This window comes from Burkholderia sp. BCC0419, from assembly GCF_902830285.1.
GTDB lineage: Bacteria > Pseudomonadota > Gammaproteobacteria > Burkholderiales > Burkholderiaceae > Burkholderia.
Genome location: NZ_CADESR010000004.1, coordinates 68,448 through 85,826, shown reverse-complemented (window position 1 = coordinate 85,826; position 17,379 = coordinate 68,448). Strand labels below are relative to the sequence as shown.

At 60.3% G+C, this 17,379-nt stretch carries 17 protein-coding genes; 5 read left to right on the top strand and 12 right to left on the bottom strand.

The genetic code is table 11. The annotated features are described in order from the left end of the window. Window positions 1-9: 9 nt before the first annotated feature. Window positions 10-834 carry a DUF932 domain-containing protein gene (locus HWW87_RS22290; protein WP_175822384.1) on the bottom strand — a complete coding sequence of 275 codons (825 nt, stop codon included), beginning with the start codon at window positions 832-834 and terminating at the stop codon, window positions 10-12. Between the two features lie 739 nt (window positions 835-1,573). On the opposite strand from HWW87_RS22290, the gene HWW87_RS22285 reads away from it, so the two are divergent. From HWW87_RS22285 to HWW87_RS22270, 4 genes are read left to right on the top strand one after another with little or no spacing between them, the layout of a single operon-like run. Continuing rightward, window positions 1,574-2,797 carry an ABC-three component system protein gene (locus HWW87_RS22285; RefSeq protein WP_175822178.1) on the top strand — a complete coding sequence of 408 codons (1,224 nt, stop codon included), beginning with the start codon at window positions 1,574-1,576 and terminating at the stop codon, window positions 2,795-2,797. After that, window positions 2,794-3,282: a three component ABC system middle component gene (locus HWW87_RS22280; RefSeq protein ID WP_175822177.1), complete on the top strand. Its 489-nt coding sequence runs from the start codon at window positions 2,794-2,796 to the stop codon at window positions 3,280-3,282. Before HWW87_RS22285 ends, HWW87_RS22280 begins: the two co-directional genes overlap by 4 nt. Continuing rightward, complete coding sequence (locus tag HWW87_RS22275) at window positions 3,279-5,240, top strand: DUF3732 domain-containing protein (RefSeq protein ID WP_175822176.1); 1,962 nt, start codon at window positions 3,279-3,281, stop codon at window positions 5,238-5,240. Before HWW87_RS22280 ends, HWW87_RS22275 begins: the two co-directional genes overlap by 4 nt. Window positions 5,241-5,259: 19 nt before the next feature. Continuing rightward, window positions 5,260-6,072, top strand: coding sequence for an abortive infection family protein (locus HWW87_RS22270; RefSeq protein WP_175822175.1), 813 nt, complete (start codon window positions 5,260-5,262; stop codon window positions 6,070-6,072). Window positions 6,073-6,260: 188 nt separating this feature from the next. Here HWW87_RS22270 and HWW87_RS22265 read toward each other — a convergent pair whose 3' ends face one another. The 4 genes from HWW87_RS22265 to HWW87_RS22250 form a co-directional block, all read right to left on the bottom strand. After that, window positions 6,261-7,379 (bottom strand): hypothetical protein, encoded by a 1,119-nt coding sequence (locus HWW87_RS22265; protein ID WP_175822174.1) that lies wholly within the window; start codon window positions 7,377-7,379, stop codon window positions 6,261-6,263. Window positions 7,380-7,471: 92 nt separating this feature from the next. Further along, window positions 7,472-7,792, bottom strand: coding sequence for a helix-turn-helix transcriptional regulator (locus HWW87_RS22260; RefSeq protein WP_175822173.1), 321 nt, complete (start codon window positions 7,790-7,792; stop codon window positions 7,472-7,474). Beyond that, window positions 7,792-8,154 (bottom strand): type II toxin-antitoxin system RelE/ParE family toxin, encoded by a 363-nt coding sequence (locus HWW87_RS22255; protein WP_175822172.1) that lies wholly within the window; start codon window positions 8,152-8,154, stop codon window positions 7,792-7,794. Before HWW87_RS22255 ends, HWW87_RS22260 begins: the two co-directional genes overlap by 1 nt. A gap of 35 nt (window positions 8,155-8,189) precedes the next feature. Further along, window positions 8,190-9,566 carry a site-specific integrase gene (locus HWW87_RS22250; protein ID WP_175822171.1) on the bottom strand — a complete coding sequence of 459 codons (1,377 nt, stop codon included), beginning with the start codon at window positions 9,564-9,566 and terminating at the stop codon, window positions 8,190-8,192. A gap of 402 nt (window positions 9,567-9,968) precedes the next feature. On the opposite strand from HWW87_RS22250, the gene HWW87_RS22245 reads away from it, so the two are divergent. Next, window positions 9,969-11,183 (top strand): integrase arm-type DNA-binding domain-containing protein, encoded by a 1,215-nt coding sequence (locus tag HWW87_RS22245; protein WP_138847304.1) that lies wholly within the window; start codon window positions 9,969-9,971, stop codon window positions 11,181-11,183. 614 nt (window positions 11,184-11,797) lie between these two features. Here the strand turns inward: HWW87_RS22245 and HWW87_RS22240 are convergent. The 7 genes from HWW87_RS22240 to HWW87_RS22210 all read right to left on the bottom strand — a co-directional run bounded on the left by HWW87_RS22240 (window position 11,798) and on the right by HWW87_RS22210 (window position 16,886). Next, window positions 11,798-14,659, bottom strand: coding sequence for a DUF927 domain-containing protein (locus HWW87_RS22240; RefSeq protein WP_175822170.1), 2,862 nt, complete (start codon window positions 14,657-14,659; stop codon window positions 11,798-11,800). A gap of 127 nt (window positions 14,660-14,786) precedes the next feature. Beyond that, complete coding sequence (locus HWW87_RS22235; RefSeq protein ID WP_175822169.1) at window positions 14,787-15,113, bottom strand: hypothetical protein; 327 nt, start codon at window positions 15,111-15,113, stop codon at window positions 14,787-14,789. A 9-nt stretch (window positions 15,114-15,122) separates the two neighbouring features. After that, window positions 15,123-15,470 carry a hypothetical protein gene (locus tag HWW87_RS22230; protein WP_009908645.1) on the bottom strand — a complete coding sequence of 116 codons (348 nt, stop codon included), beginning with the start codon at window positions 15,468-15,470 and terminating at the stop codon, window positions 15,123-15,125. Next, on the bottom strand, window positions 15,463-15,675 hold the full coding sequence (locus HWW87_RS22225) for a hypothetical protein (RefSeq protein ID WP_175822168.1): 213 nt from the start codon (window positions 15,673-15,675) through the stop codon (window positions 15,463-15,465). The genes HWW87_RS22230 and HWW87_RS22225 overlap by 8 nt, the downstream gene beginning before the upstream one ends. Next, window positions 15,668-15,844: a hypothetical protein gene (locus HWW87_RS22220; RefSeq protein ID WP_175822167.1), complete on the bottom strand. Its 177-nt coding sequence runs from the start codon at window positions 15,842-15,844 to the stop codon at window positions 15,668-15,670. Before HWW87_RS22220 ends, HWW87_RS22225 begins: the two co-directional genes overlap by 8 nt. A 329-nt stretch (window positions 15,845-16,173) precedes the next feature. Further along, a complete protein-coding gene (locus HWW87_RS22215) occupies window positions 16,174-16,698 on the bottom strand; it encodes a hypothetical protein (protein ID WP_175822166.1) in 525 nt (174 codons plus the stop codon). After that, on the bottom strand, window positions 16,695-16,886 hold the full coding sequence (locus HWW87_RS22210) for an AlpA family phage regulatory protein (protein WP_175822165.1): 192 nt from the start codon (window positions 16,884-16,886) through the stop codon (window positions 16,695-16,697). The genes HWW87_RS22215 and HWW87_RS22210 overlap by 4 nt, the downstream gene beginning before the upstream one ends. Window positions 16,887-17,379 lie beyond the last annotated feature (493 nt).

Here is a 17,379-nt window from a genome sequence, read left to right as displayed (position 1 = left end):
CGAGGGGAATCAGGCTTTCAACTGGCGCAGGCCATCGGCCAGCAGCCACAAGGCACGATTGAGGCGGATGCCGTTGTCGATGCCCTGCACCGGGCGCGTGGTCTGGCGGCGACCGTTCGCAGCGCGAGCGGACAGGCCGCCTTTGATGAGGTTTTCCTGCGTGCGGTTGAACACGCTCCACAGATCGCGGCGGCTGTCGTCGTGACGGCGCGGCATCAGAATTTGTGATTCCGTGATGGGTGCGGGCGTGGCTTCGTCGTACTTCAACGCCAGCGCGGCGCGGGCGAACACTTCCGATTCCCCCGCGTCCAGCGTGATCGCTTGCATGGCGTCGCGGGATTCCTGCGCGCGGTCGAAACCGTGCAAGACTTCGTAAGCGCCTTCGATGACGTGCCCGGCTACGTCGCCCTTGTGGGGTACGCGCACGTCCGCCACGGTGTCGCCGCAAACGAGGCCGTTCTGGCACACGAAGCGAAACATCCCGGCCAGCATCTGATAGCTGCTCGTGCCGTCATGCGAGTTCAGCAGGATGATTTCGTTAGCTTCACGGCCGTTGATCTGGCTGGCGTGGCGTAGCCGGATCATGTGCTTGGTGTAGTCGCGGCGGTCGTCGTGGCGCACGCGGGTCTGGCACACCATGAAAGGCTCGAAGCCTTCGCCGCGCAGCTCTTGCAGCACGGTCGCGGTGGGGATGTAGCTGTACAGCTCGGAACGGCTTTCGTGCGGAGCGTCCGCGAAGATGGAAGGCGCTACGGCGCGAATCTGGTCATCCGACAGCGGAGAGTCGGAACGCAGCACCGGCGAACGGGACGCGAAACGGGAAGCGAGTTGCATGGCATTTCTCCTGACAAAGAAGGGTTTGCTGTTCACCGCAACCGGATTCCTAGATTCGGAAGCCCAGCCTTTCGGCTGTTCGGTGCGGTCGGCACGAAGAACCCGGTTGGCCTCGTTGCCACCGTCTTTCCTGAGTTCATCGCCCGCGACGGTCAGGAGCGCGCGGACGGGGGCCGTCAAGGAGACAAGCGCAGGGTTGGTGCGGCCCGCAGGCGCAGCCGAGGACACGGCCCTGCGCGCCTTGACGACGCACGGACGCGGGCTACAGTCGCGGACAAGGTGATGAAGTCAGGGGAGACGGCTGGACAGGCAACGGCCATCCATTTGTGCCGACTGCACGCAAGCGAAGCGCGCAGGCCCGGATCAGGGAATTCGGGCCGTAGGCGTCAGCGATGGAAGCCCGAAGGGGGCGAGACTCGCGCAGCGAGGCTCGATGCGAAGCACGACAGCGCGATCCGGCCATGCTTTGTGGGCCGGGGACGCGCAGGACTAGGTAGCCATAGGACACACTCATCTTCGGCGAGAAAAGATCAGCGAGCCAGTCTCGTTCAAATTATCCGAAGCTATTTGTTACTATTCTGGAAAAATGGTCGCTATGACAATGGCTGGCAGGCAAGACTCCGGGGGAACACATGGGAATATCGTTAGCCGATATTGAATCGCTGTTACGGATGCCGTCCCTATTCGTTGCACGCAGCGTGGCGTTCCGGCTGCGGACAATCGATGTGAGGACCTGAGCATGGCAGAGTCCTCCACCGATCAGTATTCCGCTGGCGAGCAGGGCCTTGGGTATATCTATCAGCCACGCTTCGCCTTACTCAAACTCTTGCAGCTCCCGGAAAGCACGTCCGTCTTGATTGAGAAGGACGACGACCTTGATTTCATCGACACGAACGGCACCAAAACGCTGGCTTCCCTCAAGCACAAGGGAGTCGATGATCGCCTGACGGACCTTTCCACAGACTTCTGGAAATCGGTCCGAATCTGGCTAGCCCGCTACAACCGTGATGGTCGAAGCGAGGCCAACCTTCGCTTCTTTCTGTTTTCGACTGGCACTGTTTCAAATACCTCGTTCTTACGGCGCTTCCTGCTCGAACCGCCGCCAGAAAACGAAGAGGCTGCATCGCTGTCTCAGATTGCAGCCGATGTTCTTGCCAAGTCCGAATCGAAACTCATCGGTGAAATCGCCGCCGAGTTCCATAAACTCAACGACGCCGAGAAAGATGATTTTCTCTCGCGCATTGTGATATTTGATGGCGGACCGCGCATCCAGGATGTGCCTTCAATTATTAAAGACCAGCACATGCGCAGCATTCGGCGCGACAACCGGGACGCCATCTTCGAGCGCCTAGAAGGTTGGTGGAATGACACCATCGTCAACCTGTTGGTCGGAAAGCGCACTGATGCAATCTTCGGCTACGAAATCTCGGACAAACTTTCCGCATTTGCCGAGGAGTACAAATCAGACAACCTCCCGATCACATTCAGTGGCAAGGTGCCCGCTGGAGAAATCGATGCAGACAATGATCCACGCCTTTTCGTTGTGCAACTGCGAGAAATTGGCATCGCCTCTAATCGCATCCGCAACGCCATCCTGGACTATTACCGGGCGTTCGAACAGCGGTCTTCCTGGGCTCGTGAAAGCCTCCTGATTTCGGGAGAGATGGAAGAGTACGAAGACCGCCTCGTTGACGAGTGGAGTCGCTATCGAGACGTGGTCTTCGAGGAACTCGACGAGGAAAGTGCAGACGCAGTTCTTTTGGAAGCGGGCAAGGCGTTGTACCGATGGGTTGACTTGGAGAGTGGCAATAGCAGCACGCTTCGCATTCGGGAGCGTGTGACCGAACCCTATGTTGTGCGAGGAGGATTTCATATTCTTGCGAACAACCGGCCGCTTCCAAGGGTTTACTGGCACCCTCGTTTCCTTGACCGTGTCGGTCAGTTGTTGGGGGTCGCAGCATGAAGCGATGGGATCAACGACCATTCGAAGTCAAGAATCTTTTCAATCCCGCTTTTTGCGGCCTGGTGCTGTTCAGGGCATTGCAAGGCTACGAAGAGGAGAACTCGGAGGGCATGCCGTTCTCTCTTGCACTGCTGGTCCTCCCGCTGTGTTTGCAGAAGGACTCTCGCGAAGTGATCGCGAGTAGTTCTCGCAGCTATCTTCTGAAGACCGTCGAGAAGAACCCCCAGTTACTGGTGGGTTTCGCTGACCGCGCCAGCGACATGCTGCCATTTGCGCTCGAAGCTTTCGGGCTGCTGATGGAACGCGGATGCTTTGTCGTATCGCAGGATGGCCGATTGAAAACCGTGGCGAGCCGTGTTCGAAAATCCGTGACAGGAACCGACGAATCCGTCGCTTGCCAGCGCGTCGCGCGCATCGTTGGAAAAGAATTTGCCCGCATCGCAGACCGCGTGACGGTATATACGACCTTTGGAATACGTCCATGAAAATCAAGTCGATCCATATCTACAGTCACGACGGTCAGCGCCGAGATTTGCAATTCAAAGTGGACGGCTTGAACGTAATCACCGGTCGCTCATCCACCGGGAAATCGGCACTCTCCGAGATCATCGAATATTGTATGGGGCGCTCGACCTTCAATGTTCCGGAGGGCATCATTCGCGACAAGGTTGCGTGGTTCGCCGTGATTTATCAATTCCCTCAGGAACAGGTATTGATCGCAAAGCCCACGCCAACCGCTAGCGGTACAAGCTGTAGTACTGCGATGCAGCGACGGGGGAGTCAATTGACAGTCCCTGACTTCAAGGAACTAGTGGTCAATACTGATGACGATGCAGTGGTAGCGCTGCTGTCGCGATTGCTAGGAATCCCGGAGAACCGCACCGATGTTGCGATGGAGCATAGCCGGGAGAGCTATGACGCGAACGTCAAGCATACCTACTACTACCTATTTCAGAAGCAAGGCATTGTCGCCAACAAGGATCAACTTTTCTATCGCCAGAATGAAGGATTTCAGCCACAAGCGATCCGCGATACGCTGCCGATTCTCCTCGGCATTTCTTCCAATGATCGGTACGAACTGGAAGCAAAACTGCGCGCGGCACAACGAGAGCTAAAGCTCAACGCAAAGCTCCTCGAACAGGCCCGTGACGCCATTGATACATCCCAGCAGAAGGGTATCGGACTCTTCTCGGAGGCCAAGACAGTTGGCATCATTGCGCCGGAGCATCAGCAGGCTGGAGCGGATGGCGTGATTGATGCATTGCGCACTGCCCTGCAATGGAAGCCGACCTCGGTCCCGGAGGATGACGGTCACAGAATATCCCGGCTTGAGGAAGAGATTAGCCAGCTACGCAAGGACCGGCGCGACATCCAATCCAGAGTCGACGCGGCCCGCCAGTTCTCCAAGCAGGCCGGTGGTTTTGAAAGCGAAGCGCAGGAGCAAAAAGATCGGCTCGCTTCCATCAAGGCCCTACCCAAAAACCCTGAGACGGGAGAATGGCAGTGGCCATTTTGCGAAGCGAATCTGGCTTTGGAGTCTCCTGTCGCGAAAATGCTCCTCAACGAATTGGCAACACTCGATGAGGAGATGAGTATCGTCGCTGGTCAACGCCCCAAACTGGAAGCATACCTAGCCGAACAGGATGAAAAGGTGCGGGAGGTCGTGGTCGCGATAAAGAGCAAGGAGGCGGAGCTTTCCGCAGCGATCGCTGCAAATGAAGTCATTGCTCAAATGGGAACGCGCAACAATGCAGCGGCGCGGGTTGTTGGTCGCATCAGCTTGTTCCTGGAGAATCTGATTCCCAATGCGGAGTTGGTCTCGCGCGAGGCAGAGCACCGTCGCCTGAAGTTCAAAGTCGAGGAACTGGAGAAGAAAGTCGGCGCCGACGACAGCCACGAACGGCTGACTTCGATTCTGAATAACATTTCAGCGCAGGTGTCGCAGTACATCCAGACCTTCGAGGCGGAGTTCAGCGCCTTCCCTGCACGACTCGACCTAAGCCATCTCACCATCGTTTTCGACCGTCCGGATCGTCCGGTTCCGATGAGCCGAACCGGCGGTGGTGAGAACCATCTGGCGTACCATCTTTCAGCATTGTTAGCACTACACCTTTTCGCCTCGAAAAACAACTGCCCGATTCCCCAGTTCCTGCTCATCGATCAGCCGACTCAAGTCTATTTCCCCTCGGAGAAAATTTACCAAGAAGCGGATGGAACTGTCCAAAAGACGGAAGCAGACGCCGACCTGGCAGCTGTCCGTCGATTGTTCGAACTATTGCTGAATTTCACGAAAAAGGATGTCCCGGGTTTCCAACTCATCGTGACAGAACACGCTAATCTTCGAGACCAGTGGTTCCAAGATGCTTTGGTTGAGCAGCCATGGACCAAGCCGCCGGCACTGGTACCGGAAGAGTGGCCTTTGATGTCTCGGTCATCTTCGTGATCAGAGAAACGGAAGAACCATGGCCAGCAAGATTCCGAACTCCGTTATTGGCGCCGTATCGTCTGTTCTTGCCGAGTATTACTACAGTCATTCAACACTGAACTCTTTGTTCATGGAGAGCGGGGCTCCAGGGGACGTGCCCGAAGGAAACTGCGAAACGAAGTGCAGTCGTTGGCTTAGTCGTTGCAACGATGATCCGACCGTCGACCCACTGCAAGTGCTCGGACAGGTCATCCAGAAGTTCATGGATCTGGAGCCCGACGACTGGAACCAGAAGATTGGCCCTGGGCAAGAGCGCATCCGAGCAAGCCTGGGCAAGAACCAGTTGACTTACCAGATGAATGGGTTCATCACCTTAGCAGGAGCGAGTCCCGCTGCGAAGTCACTTGCAGACTACTTTAAGGCTGGTGACTTTTCGTCTATCGAAGCGGAGTTCGGACGCGCGATATCACACGTTGATCGCGACCCGCATGCCGCGATCACCGCTGCGAGCGCCATCATTGAAGCCTTGTGCAAGACTTACATTGAGATGCACGAACTGGAGATGCCATCCAAGCAGACGATCGGCCCGCTGTGGAAGATCGTGCAGCAGCATCTTGGCCTCAATGTCGATCCTACGCTGGAGGATGATCAGAGGCGAATATTGGGAGGACTCGCGTCTGTCGTGGATGGCGTGGGGGCCTATCGCACACATATTGGCTCGGCACATGGCCGCGGCATCGAGCCTCCGAAACTCGTCCCATCAGAGGCTCGTTTGGCCGTTCATGCGTCACACACCGTGGTTATTTTTGTGATGGAACGATGGCTCGGCACGACACCGCGACTGAATTAGTTGCATGAACATAGGGACAGCCTCAACACGTTCAGTCTCACACCGATCGAGCCGCATCTAATTTGGTGGTGAGTGCTCGTCTTCCCGATTTCTGCGTTCCTCAATTGCGGAGCCGGGCTGTAGGCGTCAGGAATCAAGGCCGAATGACCGCGACTCTGCACGGCGCGCGGGGGCGCAGCCCACGAGGGCTAGGTCATCGTCACGACTCGCAAGATCTTGCCTGCGGGCATGAACTCAAGGGCTACCGTCACCCGCTCGGGTTCTCCACGTTCACGCGGAAACTCTAACATGATGTTGAAGTAGCTTCCCTTGTAGCCGGCTGATTCGGCCGTGGCTGGTACATCTCTCCAATCCAAACTGTAGAGATAGTTCGACCTTATCTTGAGGCGGATGGCTTCTGCCAGTTCGCTCTTGGTCATGTGGCCCACACCAGCCAATGCGAGCTTGCCGTCTTTTGCGGTGGTTAGGTACTCAAATTTCTTATCCTCGATCAACACATTGCAGTCGATCAACGGTGCTGCCTCCGTGGACATGGCACGGATGGCGATTTCAAGGTCATCGTCCGTCTCGTCCAAGATCAATTGCTCGGGCTTGTAGGAAAGGAATACTCCGAAATACATGGACTGAATGCTGCGAATCTCTAGCCCCAATGCCGCGTAGTCGTGAAGGTGCAGATTGCAGTTCTCATTATTGGGCCTGTCGTCCTCGTGACCAAGGATTACGATGTTCCCGCGCTTGATGGCCAAGTTCACCAAGCCCATCGTCACGAAGGTTTTGGTCAGGCTGGCATACGTGCAAGGCACATAGCCCAGGTAGCCCGAGTGCGTCTGCAAACCTTGATGGATTGCAACCAGGGCTTTGCTGGAAAGGTTGTTCACGTAGAGGACATAGCAGAAGCACGGATGCCTGAAATTCAGGTCTTTGGCGACAATGGCCTTCTCGGCCAGGAGTCTGCGAGCAATCTTGTCCTTGTCGTCACCAACTAATTCACCGCCAAGAATGCTATGTGTGGTTTTAGCTGGCAGCAGCTTGAATAGGGCATCGGCTGCATCCACACCGGGGGCAATGCAGTCAGGGTTGCAACGATCCTCATCAAAAAGGAATGCTGCCTCGTGTTTGGCAGTCTGTGGGATCAGCGCCGTTCGTAGCTCGTCGTAGTTAATCCTCTTTCCACTCAAGATCTGCAGGAAGTCTTGATGGAACCGCTGTACCTCTTTGAAAGTTTGCTCGTCCGTCCAAGAGTAGTGGTTCCTGATAGCTGCAAGCATCACATTGCCGCGGGCATTGAGAGTGTGTATACGGCTCATGTTCTTGAAGATTATTACCTAGTGCCCGCCCAAGCGATGAGCTTGTCGCAGTTTGGTTTCTTTGTCTTCCATACGAAGCCTCCAGAGTAGGTTTAGGCCGCAACGGTAATGCCGTGCGCATGGGTCTGCTTAGCAGGACGCACCACGATTTCAACGTGCTGATCCAGCGACACAAGCGCCTGCATCAGTCGCTCCAGCGAAATGTTCTGGAGCTTGTAGCGGCGAACCTGCGATACCTTGGGCTGAGTCATGCCGGTGATAGCCGCCGCTTCGGTCTGGCTCAAACCGCGCTGGTTGATCAGTTCGTTGAGTTTGAGCGCAAGCGCCGCCTTCGCCGACAGTTCTTCGGCGTCGTCAAAACCGAGATCCAGCAACACGTTGTCGGTGCCTTGCGGATTGCCTTTGCGAGCCATCACGTTCTCCCGCTCGCCCCATAGCGGGCAAGCACTATTTTCAGCCGCTTCTCGATCAATGCCACGTCCGGTTGCGGCGTAGCGATACCGGACTTGGATTTTTTCTGAAACGCATGGAGCACATGCACTGCGTCGCCGAGCCGCACGGTATAGACCGCGCGGAAGGTGTCGCCCCGGTGGTCTTCCACCAGTTCGTACACGCCAGAGCCAAGCCCCTTCCAGAGCTTTGCCGAATCCGGCGTGCCGCCCAGCTGTACGACGAACAGCGCCACGCCCATATCCTTCTGCACGTCGATCGGGAACTCCTTGAAGTCCTTTTTCGACGAACCTTCCCAATACAGCAGTTTGCGTTTCTGATTCATCGATTATACCCGTTCGGATATATATGGCAAGCGGTTCAGGGAGTAGCTTCGGCCAGTGCCTCCGGCGCGGGCGTGGCTATAGCCTGGTTGGCCCGCTTCGTGCCGAGTGGCACGGTGCGCGTCTCGTTCTTTCGGTGGCGATAAGGGCGGTAGTTGCCTTGGCTGGTGCGGGTTTTGTCGTCATCCGCGATGACGGAAGCTGAGGCCGGCGACGGCGCGGCTGGCGCAGCCGGTGCCCGGCTGTCGATGGTGTCACGCCGCAGGTTGGCGACCTTATCGGCGGCGGCCCGAACCGGGTCGTCCTCCGTATGCACATACGTCATGAACATGGTGACGGTCTTGTGTGCCGTCAGCGCCATGCCGACCTTGATGGGAACACCAGAGTTGGCAATATCGGTGGCCGCACGGTGGCGGATGCCATGCGTGCCGACATGCGGCACCTTCGCGCGTTCCAGGATGCGTTTCCAGGCGTTGTAGTAGGTGCCCTCGGGCAACGGCTCCTTGCTGTCGAAGATCGCCGGGCACACGTAGGGCGAATCGTCGATGCGGGGCGCGTTGGATAGCAGTTGGTACGCCGCTTCGCTCATCGGCTTGGAAATGTCGCCGGTCTTGCTGTCCGGCCAGACGATGCGGCGGTTCTCGAAATCGACCCAGGCCCATTCGAGCTTGCGGATTTCCGACATGCGCGCCGAGAACTCGAATTGCAGGCGAACCGCCAGCGTCAAGGTCGGATGCTCCAGCCCTTCGGCATCCGCGCGGTCGAGATAGGCGTAGAGGCGCCCCAGCTCGTCGTTGACGATGTACCGCGTTTCGCCGTCCTCGCGGTACTTGGGAACGTGGCGGCAAGGATTGGAGCCGTCAGGCCGATAACCCCATACCTCGGCCATGTTGAACATCTTGCGCAGGCAGGCCATTACCCGATTGGCCGTGACGGCAATCCTTGCCAAGTCTCGCATCAGCGCCGTGATGTGCGCCCGCGTCACGTCGGGCACTTTGAGCTTGCCCAGCGCTGGGATGATGTAGCGGTCGATTTGGCCTTGGTAAGTATCGACCGTGCTGGGCTTGTTGCGCGGTTTGGAGTATTCCTCGATGAACTGCCCGCACAACTCCTTGACTGTGGGAGCCATGCGCGCGGCCAGCTTGGCGGCACTGGGGTCGTTGCCCCTGCGCACGTCGGCCAGCCAGTCCTGCGCGATCGAGCGGGCCTGCTCGACGGTCAGCTCGCCGAACTGGCCGATCTTCGGCTTGCGGCGTTCGCCCCAGTTCGTCCGGTACTGGAGCATGAAGACCTTGCGGCCGTGGGCGGTGACTTTACAGAGGAATCCGGGGACAATGGTGTCCCGCAGTTCGTAGTCGTTGCCAGTGATTTCGGCTGCATCGACGGTGGATTTGGTGAGCTTGATCTTAGCCATGACGCCTCCTAGTTCGGGATCGAACGCAGGAACCAGCCAGGAGCCACGGCATTGGAAAGTGTGCCGCAATCGGTCTGGTCAAGGCGTAAGGTTAGACGGGACTAACCTCTTGGAAAACCAAGCCCAGCAAGGCTTGGCGGGTTCCAGCGTAGCGCCATACTATTCTCAGTAAAGAAACTCAAAATCCCCCGCCGCAAGGCGTGCCGGTTCGATTCCGGCCCTGGGCACCATGACATAGTTCCGGGAAATTCCCGGAAGTCCCAAAACCCGCGACAGCACAAGGCTTCGCGGGTTTTTTCATTCCGGCAAAGTGCCGTGTGGTGCGTAGACAGCCGGGGGCAAGCGGGGGCAACATTGGGGGCAACCCATCCGAAATTGCCTTACATGTCAGGAGTTGCCCCCGTGCCATTAACCGACACAGCCATCCGGAACGCCAAGCCTGCCGACAAGCCCGTGCGCCTGTTCGACGGAGGCGGCCTCTATCTAGAAATCGCCCCGAGCGGGGGCAAGTGGTGGCGCCTCAAATACCGGTTTGGGGGCAAGGAAAAACGCTACTCGCTCGGCGTCTATCCGGAAGTTACATTGGCGACCGCACGGAAGAAGCGCGACGAAGCCCGTGAAAAGCTCGCTGCCGGCATCGATCCGGGTGAAGCGAAGAAGGCAGAAAAAAGAGCCAGCCTGCTCGCGGCCGCCAATTCGTTTGAGGTTGTCGCTCGCGGCTGGATGGACGAGCGCAAGACGACTGTAGAGCCAGCGCAGCATGACAAGACGCTCGCCCGCATGGAGAACGATGTATTCCCATGGCTCGGCAAGCGCCCTATCGCTGAAATCGACGCCCCGGAGATACTGGTTGTACTGAAGCGCGTAGACGGGCGCGGAGCGAGATTTACCTCCCATCGCATCCGCAGCGAGATAAGCCGGGTATTCCGCTACGGCATCAAAGAGGGGCACTGCAAGACCGATCCAGCTCGTGATTTGGTAGATGCCATTCCGCCCGCCCAGACAACGCACTTTGCCTCGATCACCGAGCCCGAGAAAGTTGGCGAGATGCTTCGCGCGTTCGACGGCTTCACGGGTACATTCCCGGTTCTCTGCGCGCTCAGACTAGCCCCGATGCTGTTCGTCCGCCCCGGCGAATTACGCAAGGCGCAGTGGTCACAATTCGAGCTCGACAGGGGCGAGTGGCGCTATTTCGTCAACAAAACGAAAACGGATCACCTTGTTCCGCTGGCTACACAGGCGGTTGCGATTCTGCGCGAGCTTCACGCCCTGACTGGCGAAGGCGTCTACGTGTTCCCCGGTGCTCGCGACCGAAACCGGCCGATGAGCGAGGCCGCTATCAATGCAGCCCTTCGTCGGCTTGGCTACGACACACGCACCGAGATTACCGGTCACGGCTTCCGGGCAATGGCACGGACGATCCTGCATGAAGAGTTGGAGGAAAAGCCGGAAGTGATCGAGCACCAACTAGCGCATACCGTCCCTGACAGCCTTGGGCGGGCGTACAACCGAACAAAATTCATCAAGGCCCGACGTTCGATGATGCAACAGTGGGCGGACTACCTCGACAAGCTCAAGGCCGGAGCGGAAATCATCCCGATCGCGGCGGCAAGATAGACCCGTGCCGCCACACGTATGACCCCCTTGCCGCGCGCCTCCCACCGATTTCTCAGGATTGGCATTGCACTGCCGCCCCCTGCACTTCGGTATGAATATGACCCCCCTTAGGCGGCCCGGGAGTAGGAAAAACACGCGGGTGTGAGCCCCCGCGTCTTTGCCCTAGACGCAGGGTCCCCCGCTTTCCGGCCACCCCGACACTTGCCACGGGCGCAACAATGCCGGATCGGTGCGCGTCGCGGACACCCCCTCAAAAACACGTCTCCGACACCCGTCAAATCCCGGAGAGCCGCGCCCCGCTTTGCTTCGAGGTCGACGGAGTCGGTCAACGTCTGCCCGCTCAGTGCAAAACGAGTTGGAGATTTGGAGATAAATGTCCGAATCGGCCGCAAAGCCTTATGGGGTAAGGCTTCGCGTGTCTCCAAACGATTTGGAGAACGCTGGAGATACTGGAGATAAACCGGGCTGGATTGTTACGGTTGCGGCAATATTCGCGGCAATCGCCCGCCCGGTTCCGTCTGGCACGTACCGCTCAAAGTAACTTTGACGCGCGGGCCAAAAATGCCGCGCAAAGGAATGCCCGCCACCGCCCTACCGGACGGCGGCGGCGTCTTTCACAGTTCGAGCGTGAAGATCGACGGCAGCACGCGATAGACCATGAACTTGCCGTGGCCGGGGATGTACTCCTGCCGGTACGGATAGCCGTCACTACGCGGCATCAGCACACCCCGCTTCATCAATGCCTTGGCGACGATCTTGTGATCGAAGCCGGCGCACACGTCCTTGCGAAACACGGCCGCTTCGATCAGGTATTCCGTCTCGACGCTTTCGGCATCGTCGGCGCTCATCTTGCCGCCGAACTCGGCGTAATACTCGCGATCGGATGCGATGGGCGTGCGGCGGTCGTCGCGCTTCACGTGCTGCTTGAAGCCCGCTCGATGCGGCACGTTCGGCCGATGGTCGTCCTGCGCCCGGTTCATCCATACGAAACGGTTGTCGCCGTGTGCGGCGAGGAAATGCTGTACCTGCCGCACGGCTTCGGCTTCGTCCGAGTTACCGGTGCCGCCGCGCAGTTCGAGCCAGCCTTCGAAGCAGCGACGTGCGGCCTCGACCGCTTCGCCCTCCGGCCAGCCGGTCAGGCCGTGCGCCGTCGCCAGCTCCCCGGCCACCGCAACGAGGCAGAACCGCTTGGCGACGCGTGCGACCTGCGAATGCGAGCCGTCCGGCACCCATTGCCCGACCAGCTCGTCGACGCGCACACGCAGATGCTCGGCCAGCTCGCCGGCCTGCGACGACGCCCACTCGATGAACGCAGGGCCGGCCGTGCCGTAGTGCATGCCGGCGTGCCGCTCTAGATGCTCGATCAGCGCGGCCGGCGTCGGGAAGCCGTGCAGCCTCTCCACGACGCCCATTTCGCCGACCTCGGCCGGAATCGCGGGCAAGCGCACCTCGATACCGCCTTTCATCGGCTTGTTGCCCTCGGCCATCAGCGCTGACACGCTCTTTTCGCCGTTCGACAGGAACAGCAGTCGCCACGTGAGCACGGGTTTGGCCGAGCCGCTACGCGAGGCGCGAGCCTTGCCCGACTCGTTCGCGAGCATGTAGATCACATCGCCGACCAAGCGCGGCTCGACCTGCCCGATTTCGTCGAGGATCAGCAGCGCGTCGCTATGCTGCGTGGCCACGGCTTCGAGCGCGTTGTCGGTCGCCTTCCAGCTCCGCACATAGTCCGGCGAGCCGAACACGGACGCGGCGATGACGCCGCCCGTCGACTTGCCCTTGGACGTCGTGCCGAGCAAGTGAAAGCCGCCCGACTGGAGCCCGGAGAAGTGCAGCAGCGGACCAGCGAAGGCGGTAGCGACGCAGAACAGCAGCCGGCTATTGCCGACGCAGTAGGCCGCGACCTCGCGTTGCCATTCCTCCAGAGTGCCGCGCTCCTTAAACTGGCTCTGGATCGGCGTATCGGCCTGATAGATCAGCGCCTCTTTGCCGGTGCCGATGACGCGATCCGGCAGCACGAACGCGCCGTGATGCCAGCCGACACGCGGCACGCAGCGCACGCGCTCGTCGGGCTGCGCCATCTGCACATAGTTCGCGATCTGCGTGCGGGCGATCTGCGTCACGCCGAGCTTCACGCCCATGTCGAGCAGCATGCGGCGCAGCTCCGTGCCGTCGCCGGCAAAGAGGCCAGCCGGCACCGCCCACCGTTTCAGGATGCCGTCGCGGTCCGTGAATTCGAGCAGGTAGCCCCACTCGCTGTTCATCTCGTTCCGGGTCTCGGCAATCACGTCGATTCGCGTGCTGACCCAATGCGGCGGGAGCGGATCGCCCTGATTGTTGAAGCCGTGAAACCACACGCCCTTGTCGTCGACGACGAACCGCGACTTGCCGTCCTGCGCGCGGGCCGTTTTCGGGCGCTTGGCGGGCTTCGCGGCGGCTGGTGCAGCCTTGCCCTTGCCGGCGTCAGCCGAGCCGGCCGGCGCGAGCGCAGCGCGCACGGCGGCAGCCACCGCTTCCGGGCCGAGGTGCGCAGCCAGGTCGTTGAAGTCGGTCCCGGCCGCAGGGCGATTCGAACCGAAGTCGGGCACGGCGACGATGCCGGCGACGGCCTCGGCCGCCGCGCGGGCCTTCGTCACACCCGGATTGCCCTTCGTCGCGTGGTCGTCGTCGGCGCACACGACGATGCGGGCGTCCGGATACCGCCCGCGCAGCGCCGTCGCAACCGCGTGCAGGTTGCCGGCATCGAACGCGACGGCAGCCGGATAGCCGGTCGCGGCCGCGAGCGTCGCGCACGTTGCGTAACCCTCGCCAATCAGCAGCGTGGACGGCGCGGAAGATAGCGGGCCGCCGATCAACGAGAAGCAGCCCGCCTTGCGGCCGTTCGGCAGATAGCGTTTCTGGCCGTCCGTCAGGACGAACTCCAGCGTCCACAGCTTGCCGTCCACGTCGCGGGCCGGGATGACGAGAGCGCCGTCGCATGCGGCCGTGCCGATGCACAAGCCGCCGCGATAGACGCGCAGCGCATCGACCGGGATGCGCTTGCGAACGAGGTACGGGTGATCGGCCGGCGCGGGCTCGGCCGCCGACCAGATCGATTCGGCGAGCGCCGACGCGGCTTGCTGTTTCTCGGTCACTTCGGCCAGCTCGACCGCTTCGCGGGCCGCGCGCTCGGCCTTCTGCCGCTCGCGTTCCGCTGGATCGACCGGCTTCGCCCGATGCGCGCGCGGATCGAAGCCGCCAAGCTTGGCGAGGTGAAACAGCGTGTTGATGGTGATCTTGCCGCCCTTGAACGACTTCCACACATCGCGCGCGTCCTTGCCGTTGTAGTTCTGCGCGCCTTGGCTCCATTCGTTCCAGAGGGCGAAGCCCTCCTCGCCAAACTCGGCCTTGAGCGCCATCCCCACCTGACTCCACGTGTCGCGGTCGTCGGGCGGAACATAGCCGAGCGCGACTCTCGCCCGCTCGAATTCGGACATGGGTGCGTTACTCATAGGTTCCCACTGGACGCGCGTCCGTCGCCTTCCGATTAGTAGTCCATATCGGGTAAGCAGCTACCCGACGCGCGAAGAATTGAATGATTCGATGACGCCTAGCGGCGCAGCGTCAGCCGGCCGCGCGAGGCACCGACAGAACCGCACCGCCCGCCGTGACGTCGTTGCTGTAGACGTAGCGGCCGAGCCGCGACTCGCCAAGGGCGTCGTTGGCTGCCTCCAGCGCCGCACCGATCGACGGCAGGGATGCGCGGAACAGGCTCAGCACAAGCCAGTAGTCGTCATCGGACATGGCCTTGTCGGCCGCCCAATGCAGGCTGTCCAGCAGCTCCATTGCATCGCTGATCCGCGTGCCGATGCGGTTGCGATCGGGGCGGTTCACCTCGGCCACGAAGTGCGCAGCGAGCGGTTGCACGGCGTTCTTGTTCGTCTTTGCCATGACCGCCCCTCAGTGCGTCGTGCGCGGTTCGCGCGTGACGAGGCCGAGCGCCGCGAACAGGTGTTGCTGCACGCGCCCCATCAGCCCGGCCGCGAACGCTTGGCGGCTGATCGTCACGCGATGCGCGTCGACGTCGCCTGCGTCCTGCATGGCGGCTTCCATGCCGCGCGCGAACGCAGCGGCCTGATGCGCAGCGTAGTCGTGCAGCCGCACGTCGCCTTTCAGGTCGAGCCATGCGTCGGCGCAGATCGCGCCCAGGTCAACGGCGAATTGCAGCTCGATCGGAGCGCCGGTATCGAGTGGCGGTGCGTTGTCGAATCCGTCGACAACCGCGGTTCGGATGCGCTGGTCAGTCATGGCGCACCTCCGGCTGCGACAGGCGGCGCATGCTGGCCGAGTACTGGCTCGCCACGTCGCGGCCCATCTCGACCAGCGAACGCTCGTAGGTGAACTCGTCAAGATGCTGACGAACGGCGTCAAACAAGGCTTCGAGATTGGCGAATTGATCGGCCGCACACAGGGCGATCATGGAGGCTTCTTGCAACAGACGCTGATCAGCCATGTTGCACCTCCGCACGGACGAGCGCCGCGATGGCGGCCAGCGCTGCGCCGGTTGCATCGAGTGCGGACTGATACGTGTCGGCGGTTGCCGCGTCACGCAAGGCGCGACGGATAATCGACTGGATGATTTGGGATGGATGCCCCGTGGGGGCGTGCGTGGACTGGCGCATAAAGCGGCCTCCGACGTTAGCGTTTCGGAAGCCCGCTCCCCACTTCCAATTGGGGTGGGCGGGCTGATGGCAGGGTTGGAAGACCGGAACGTCGGCACCGGCAGGCCGAAGCCTCCCCACCATCGCCCACCCATTGAAAAAGGCGTGCAAAGGCACACGGACGTAAAAAAACCGCGCATTGGCGGTCGTCCGCCGACATTTTCCGGGCTTCCAAACCCGGTTCGCTGCTGTTTCAGCGACACGCACAGGATACCGCGCGGTGCCAGACGACGCAAATCGCGACGCCCCTCGCCGCGCGTTGCCGACTACAAAGTGACTTTGAGCGAGCATTAGACGGCCTTCCCCTTGAGCACGGCGGTTGCCAGCTTGAGCCGTTCGATATCCAGTTGCTCGCTGCCTTGCGTCAGCGATTGACCGAGCGCGACGCCCCGCAGCAGGGCGCTGACTTCCAAGCGGCGCGTTACGTCCGTGCAGTGCGCATCGATGTCGTCGTAAAGCGCACGATAGGCTTTCCGCAGTTGTCGATACTGCCGACGACGGTAGCCGGCGGCATCCTGTTCGGCAACGGCAATCGCCTGCACGAACTTCTCGCAGGCGGTGCCAAGTTGCTTTGTTGTCAGGTGCGGGGTTTCGAGCGCCAGTGTCGACGCGAGCGTGACGGCGATCGCCACCAGCTTGCCGGCGTCGTCGCCACGATTCCAGAAGCACCCCTCGATGTCATCGAGGATGCCGGCGAGCTTGCGCAGTCGAGCGTCGCGGCAACGCACGAACGCGGCGTCGCGGGCCGTGACGGCCGCGCCCATCGCGCGACCATACGGGCCGCCGCGACTGATCAGCGGGGCGTGCGCGCTCATTTTTGCCCCCGCGTGGATTGACGGGATTCGACCCAGTTCTGGACGTCCGTCGCGCGCCAGCCGACGCTACGACTCCCTAACTGGACCGGTGCTGGAAATTTGCCTTCGCGAATCCAGCGATACAGCGTTGTTTTCTTGACGCCGACGGTATCGAGCACGCCGACAAGACGAAGCAGTTTGAAAACCATTTTCTACCTAGAAAATGGCCTGCCACGAGGGAGGAACCGACGATAGACCTGTATAAAATCACAGTACTATCGACAAATCGTAGGCGATGAAAATCCACGCATGGCGCGCGCAAGGGCTTGACGCGGCGCGCCTGCCCCCTTATTGTTCGCATCGACTACAGTGCTTCACTATCTTCCACAATGATGTGATAGCTGTGGCGTTCCCTCCACGGAACAGGCTCCCAAGCCAAAAAAAATCGCCGGGGGTTGTGTTGGTAGCACGCTCCCGGCACCTCTTCTGTCGGCTTGGCGCAGTCTGCTTGAACCAAGCTTCTCCCGCGCTTTTTACCCCCAAACGTATAGCCCATAAGGGCCGCAGGCGTTCGTTCGAGTGCCGACAAGGGCGTAATTATATCGAAAGGGGTGCGCCCCTAAAAGCACTCTTTCGGTACGATTGACCGGGCGCTGTCTGGGTCATGGCGACGTTGCGTCCCGTTAAGTTCGTTGAGGTGCC

Excerpts from the sequence above, each read along its gene's own strand:
- HWW87_RS22225 (WP_175822168.1), bottom strand. The coding sequence starts at position 15,675 with ATGGCTGATCAGCGTCTGTTGCAAGAAGCCTCCATGATCGCCCTGTGT.
- HWW87_RS22280 (WP_175822177.1), top strand. The coding sequence starts at position 2,794 with ATGAAGCGATGGGATCAACGACCATTCGAAGTCAAGAATCTTTTCAAT.
- HWW87_RS22215 (WP_175822166.1), bottom strand. The coding sequence starts at position 16,698 with ATGAGCGCGCACGCCCCGCTGATCAGTCGCGGCGGCCCGTATGGTCGC.
- HWW87_RS22240 (WP_175822170.1), bottom strand. The coding sequence starts at position 14,659 with ATGTCCGAATTCGAGCGGGCGAGAGTCGCGCTCGGCTATGTTCCGCCC.
- HWW87_RS22285 (WP_175822178.1), top strand. The coding sequence starts at position 1,574 with ATGGCAGAGTCCTCCACCGATCAGTATTCCGCTGGCGAGCAGGGCCTT.
- HWW87_RS22290 (WP_175822384.1), bottom strand. The coding sequence starts at position 834 with ATGCAACTCGCTTCCCGTTTCGCGTCCCGTTCGCCGGTGCTGCGTTCC.
- HWW87_RS22265 (WP_175822174.1), bottom strand. The coding sequence starts at position 7,379 with ATGAGCCGTATACACACTCTCAATGCCCGCGGCAATGTGATGCTTGCA.
- HWW87_RS22260 (WP_175822173.1), bottom strand. The coding sequence starts at position 7,792 with ATGGCTCGCAAAGGCAATCCGCAAGGCACCGACAACGTGTTGCTGGAT.
- HWW87_RS22275 (WP_175822176.1), top strand. The coding sequence starts at position 3,279 with ATGAAAATCAAGTCGATCCATATCTACAGTCACGACGGTCAGCGCCGA.
- HWW87_RS22255 (WP_175822172.1), bottom strand. The coding sequence starts at position 8,154 with ATGAATCAGAAACGCAAACTGCTGTATTGGGAAGGTTCGTCGAAAAAG.
- HWW87_RS22220 (WP_175822167.1), bottom strand. The coding sequence starts at position 15,844 with ATGCGCCAGTCCACGCACGCCCCCACGGGGCATCCATCCCAAATCATC.
- HWW87_RS22235 (WP_175822169.1), bottom strand. The coding sequence starts at position 15,113 with ATGGCAAAGACGAACAAGAACGCCGTGCAACCGCTCGCTGCGCACTTC.
- HWW87_RS22210 (WP_175822165.1), bottom strand. The coding sequence starts at position 16,886 with ATGGTTTTCAAACTGCTTCGTCTTGTCGGCGTGCTCGATACCGTCGGC.
- HWW87_RS22250 (WP_175822171.1), bottom strand. The coding sequence starts at position 9,566 with ATGGCTAAGATCAAGCTCACCAAATCCACCGTCGATGCAGCCGAAATC.
- HWW87_RS22230 (WP_009908645.1), bottom strand. The coding sequence starts at position 15,470 with ATGACTGACCAGCGCATCCGAACCGCGGTTGTCGACGGATTCGACAAC.
- HWW87_RS22270 (WP_175822175.1), top strand. The coding sequence starts at position 5,260 with ATGGCCAGCAAGATTCCGAACTCCGTTATTGGCGCCGTATCGTCTGTT.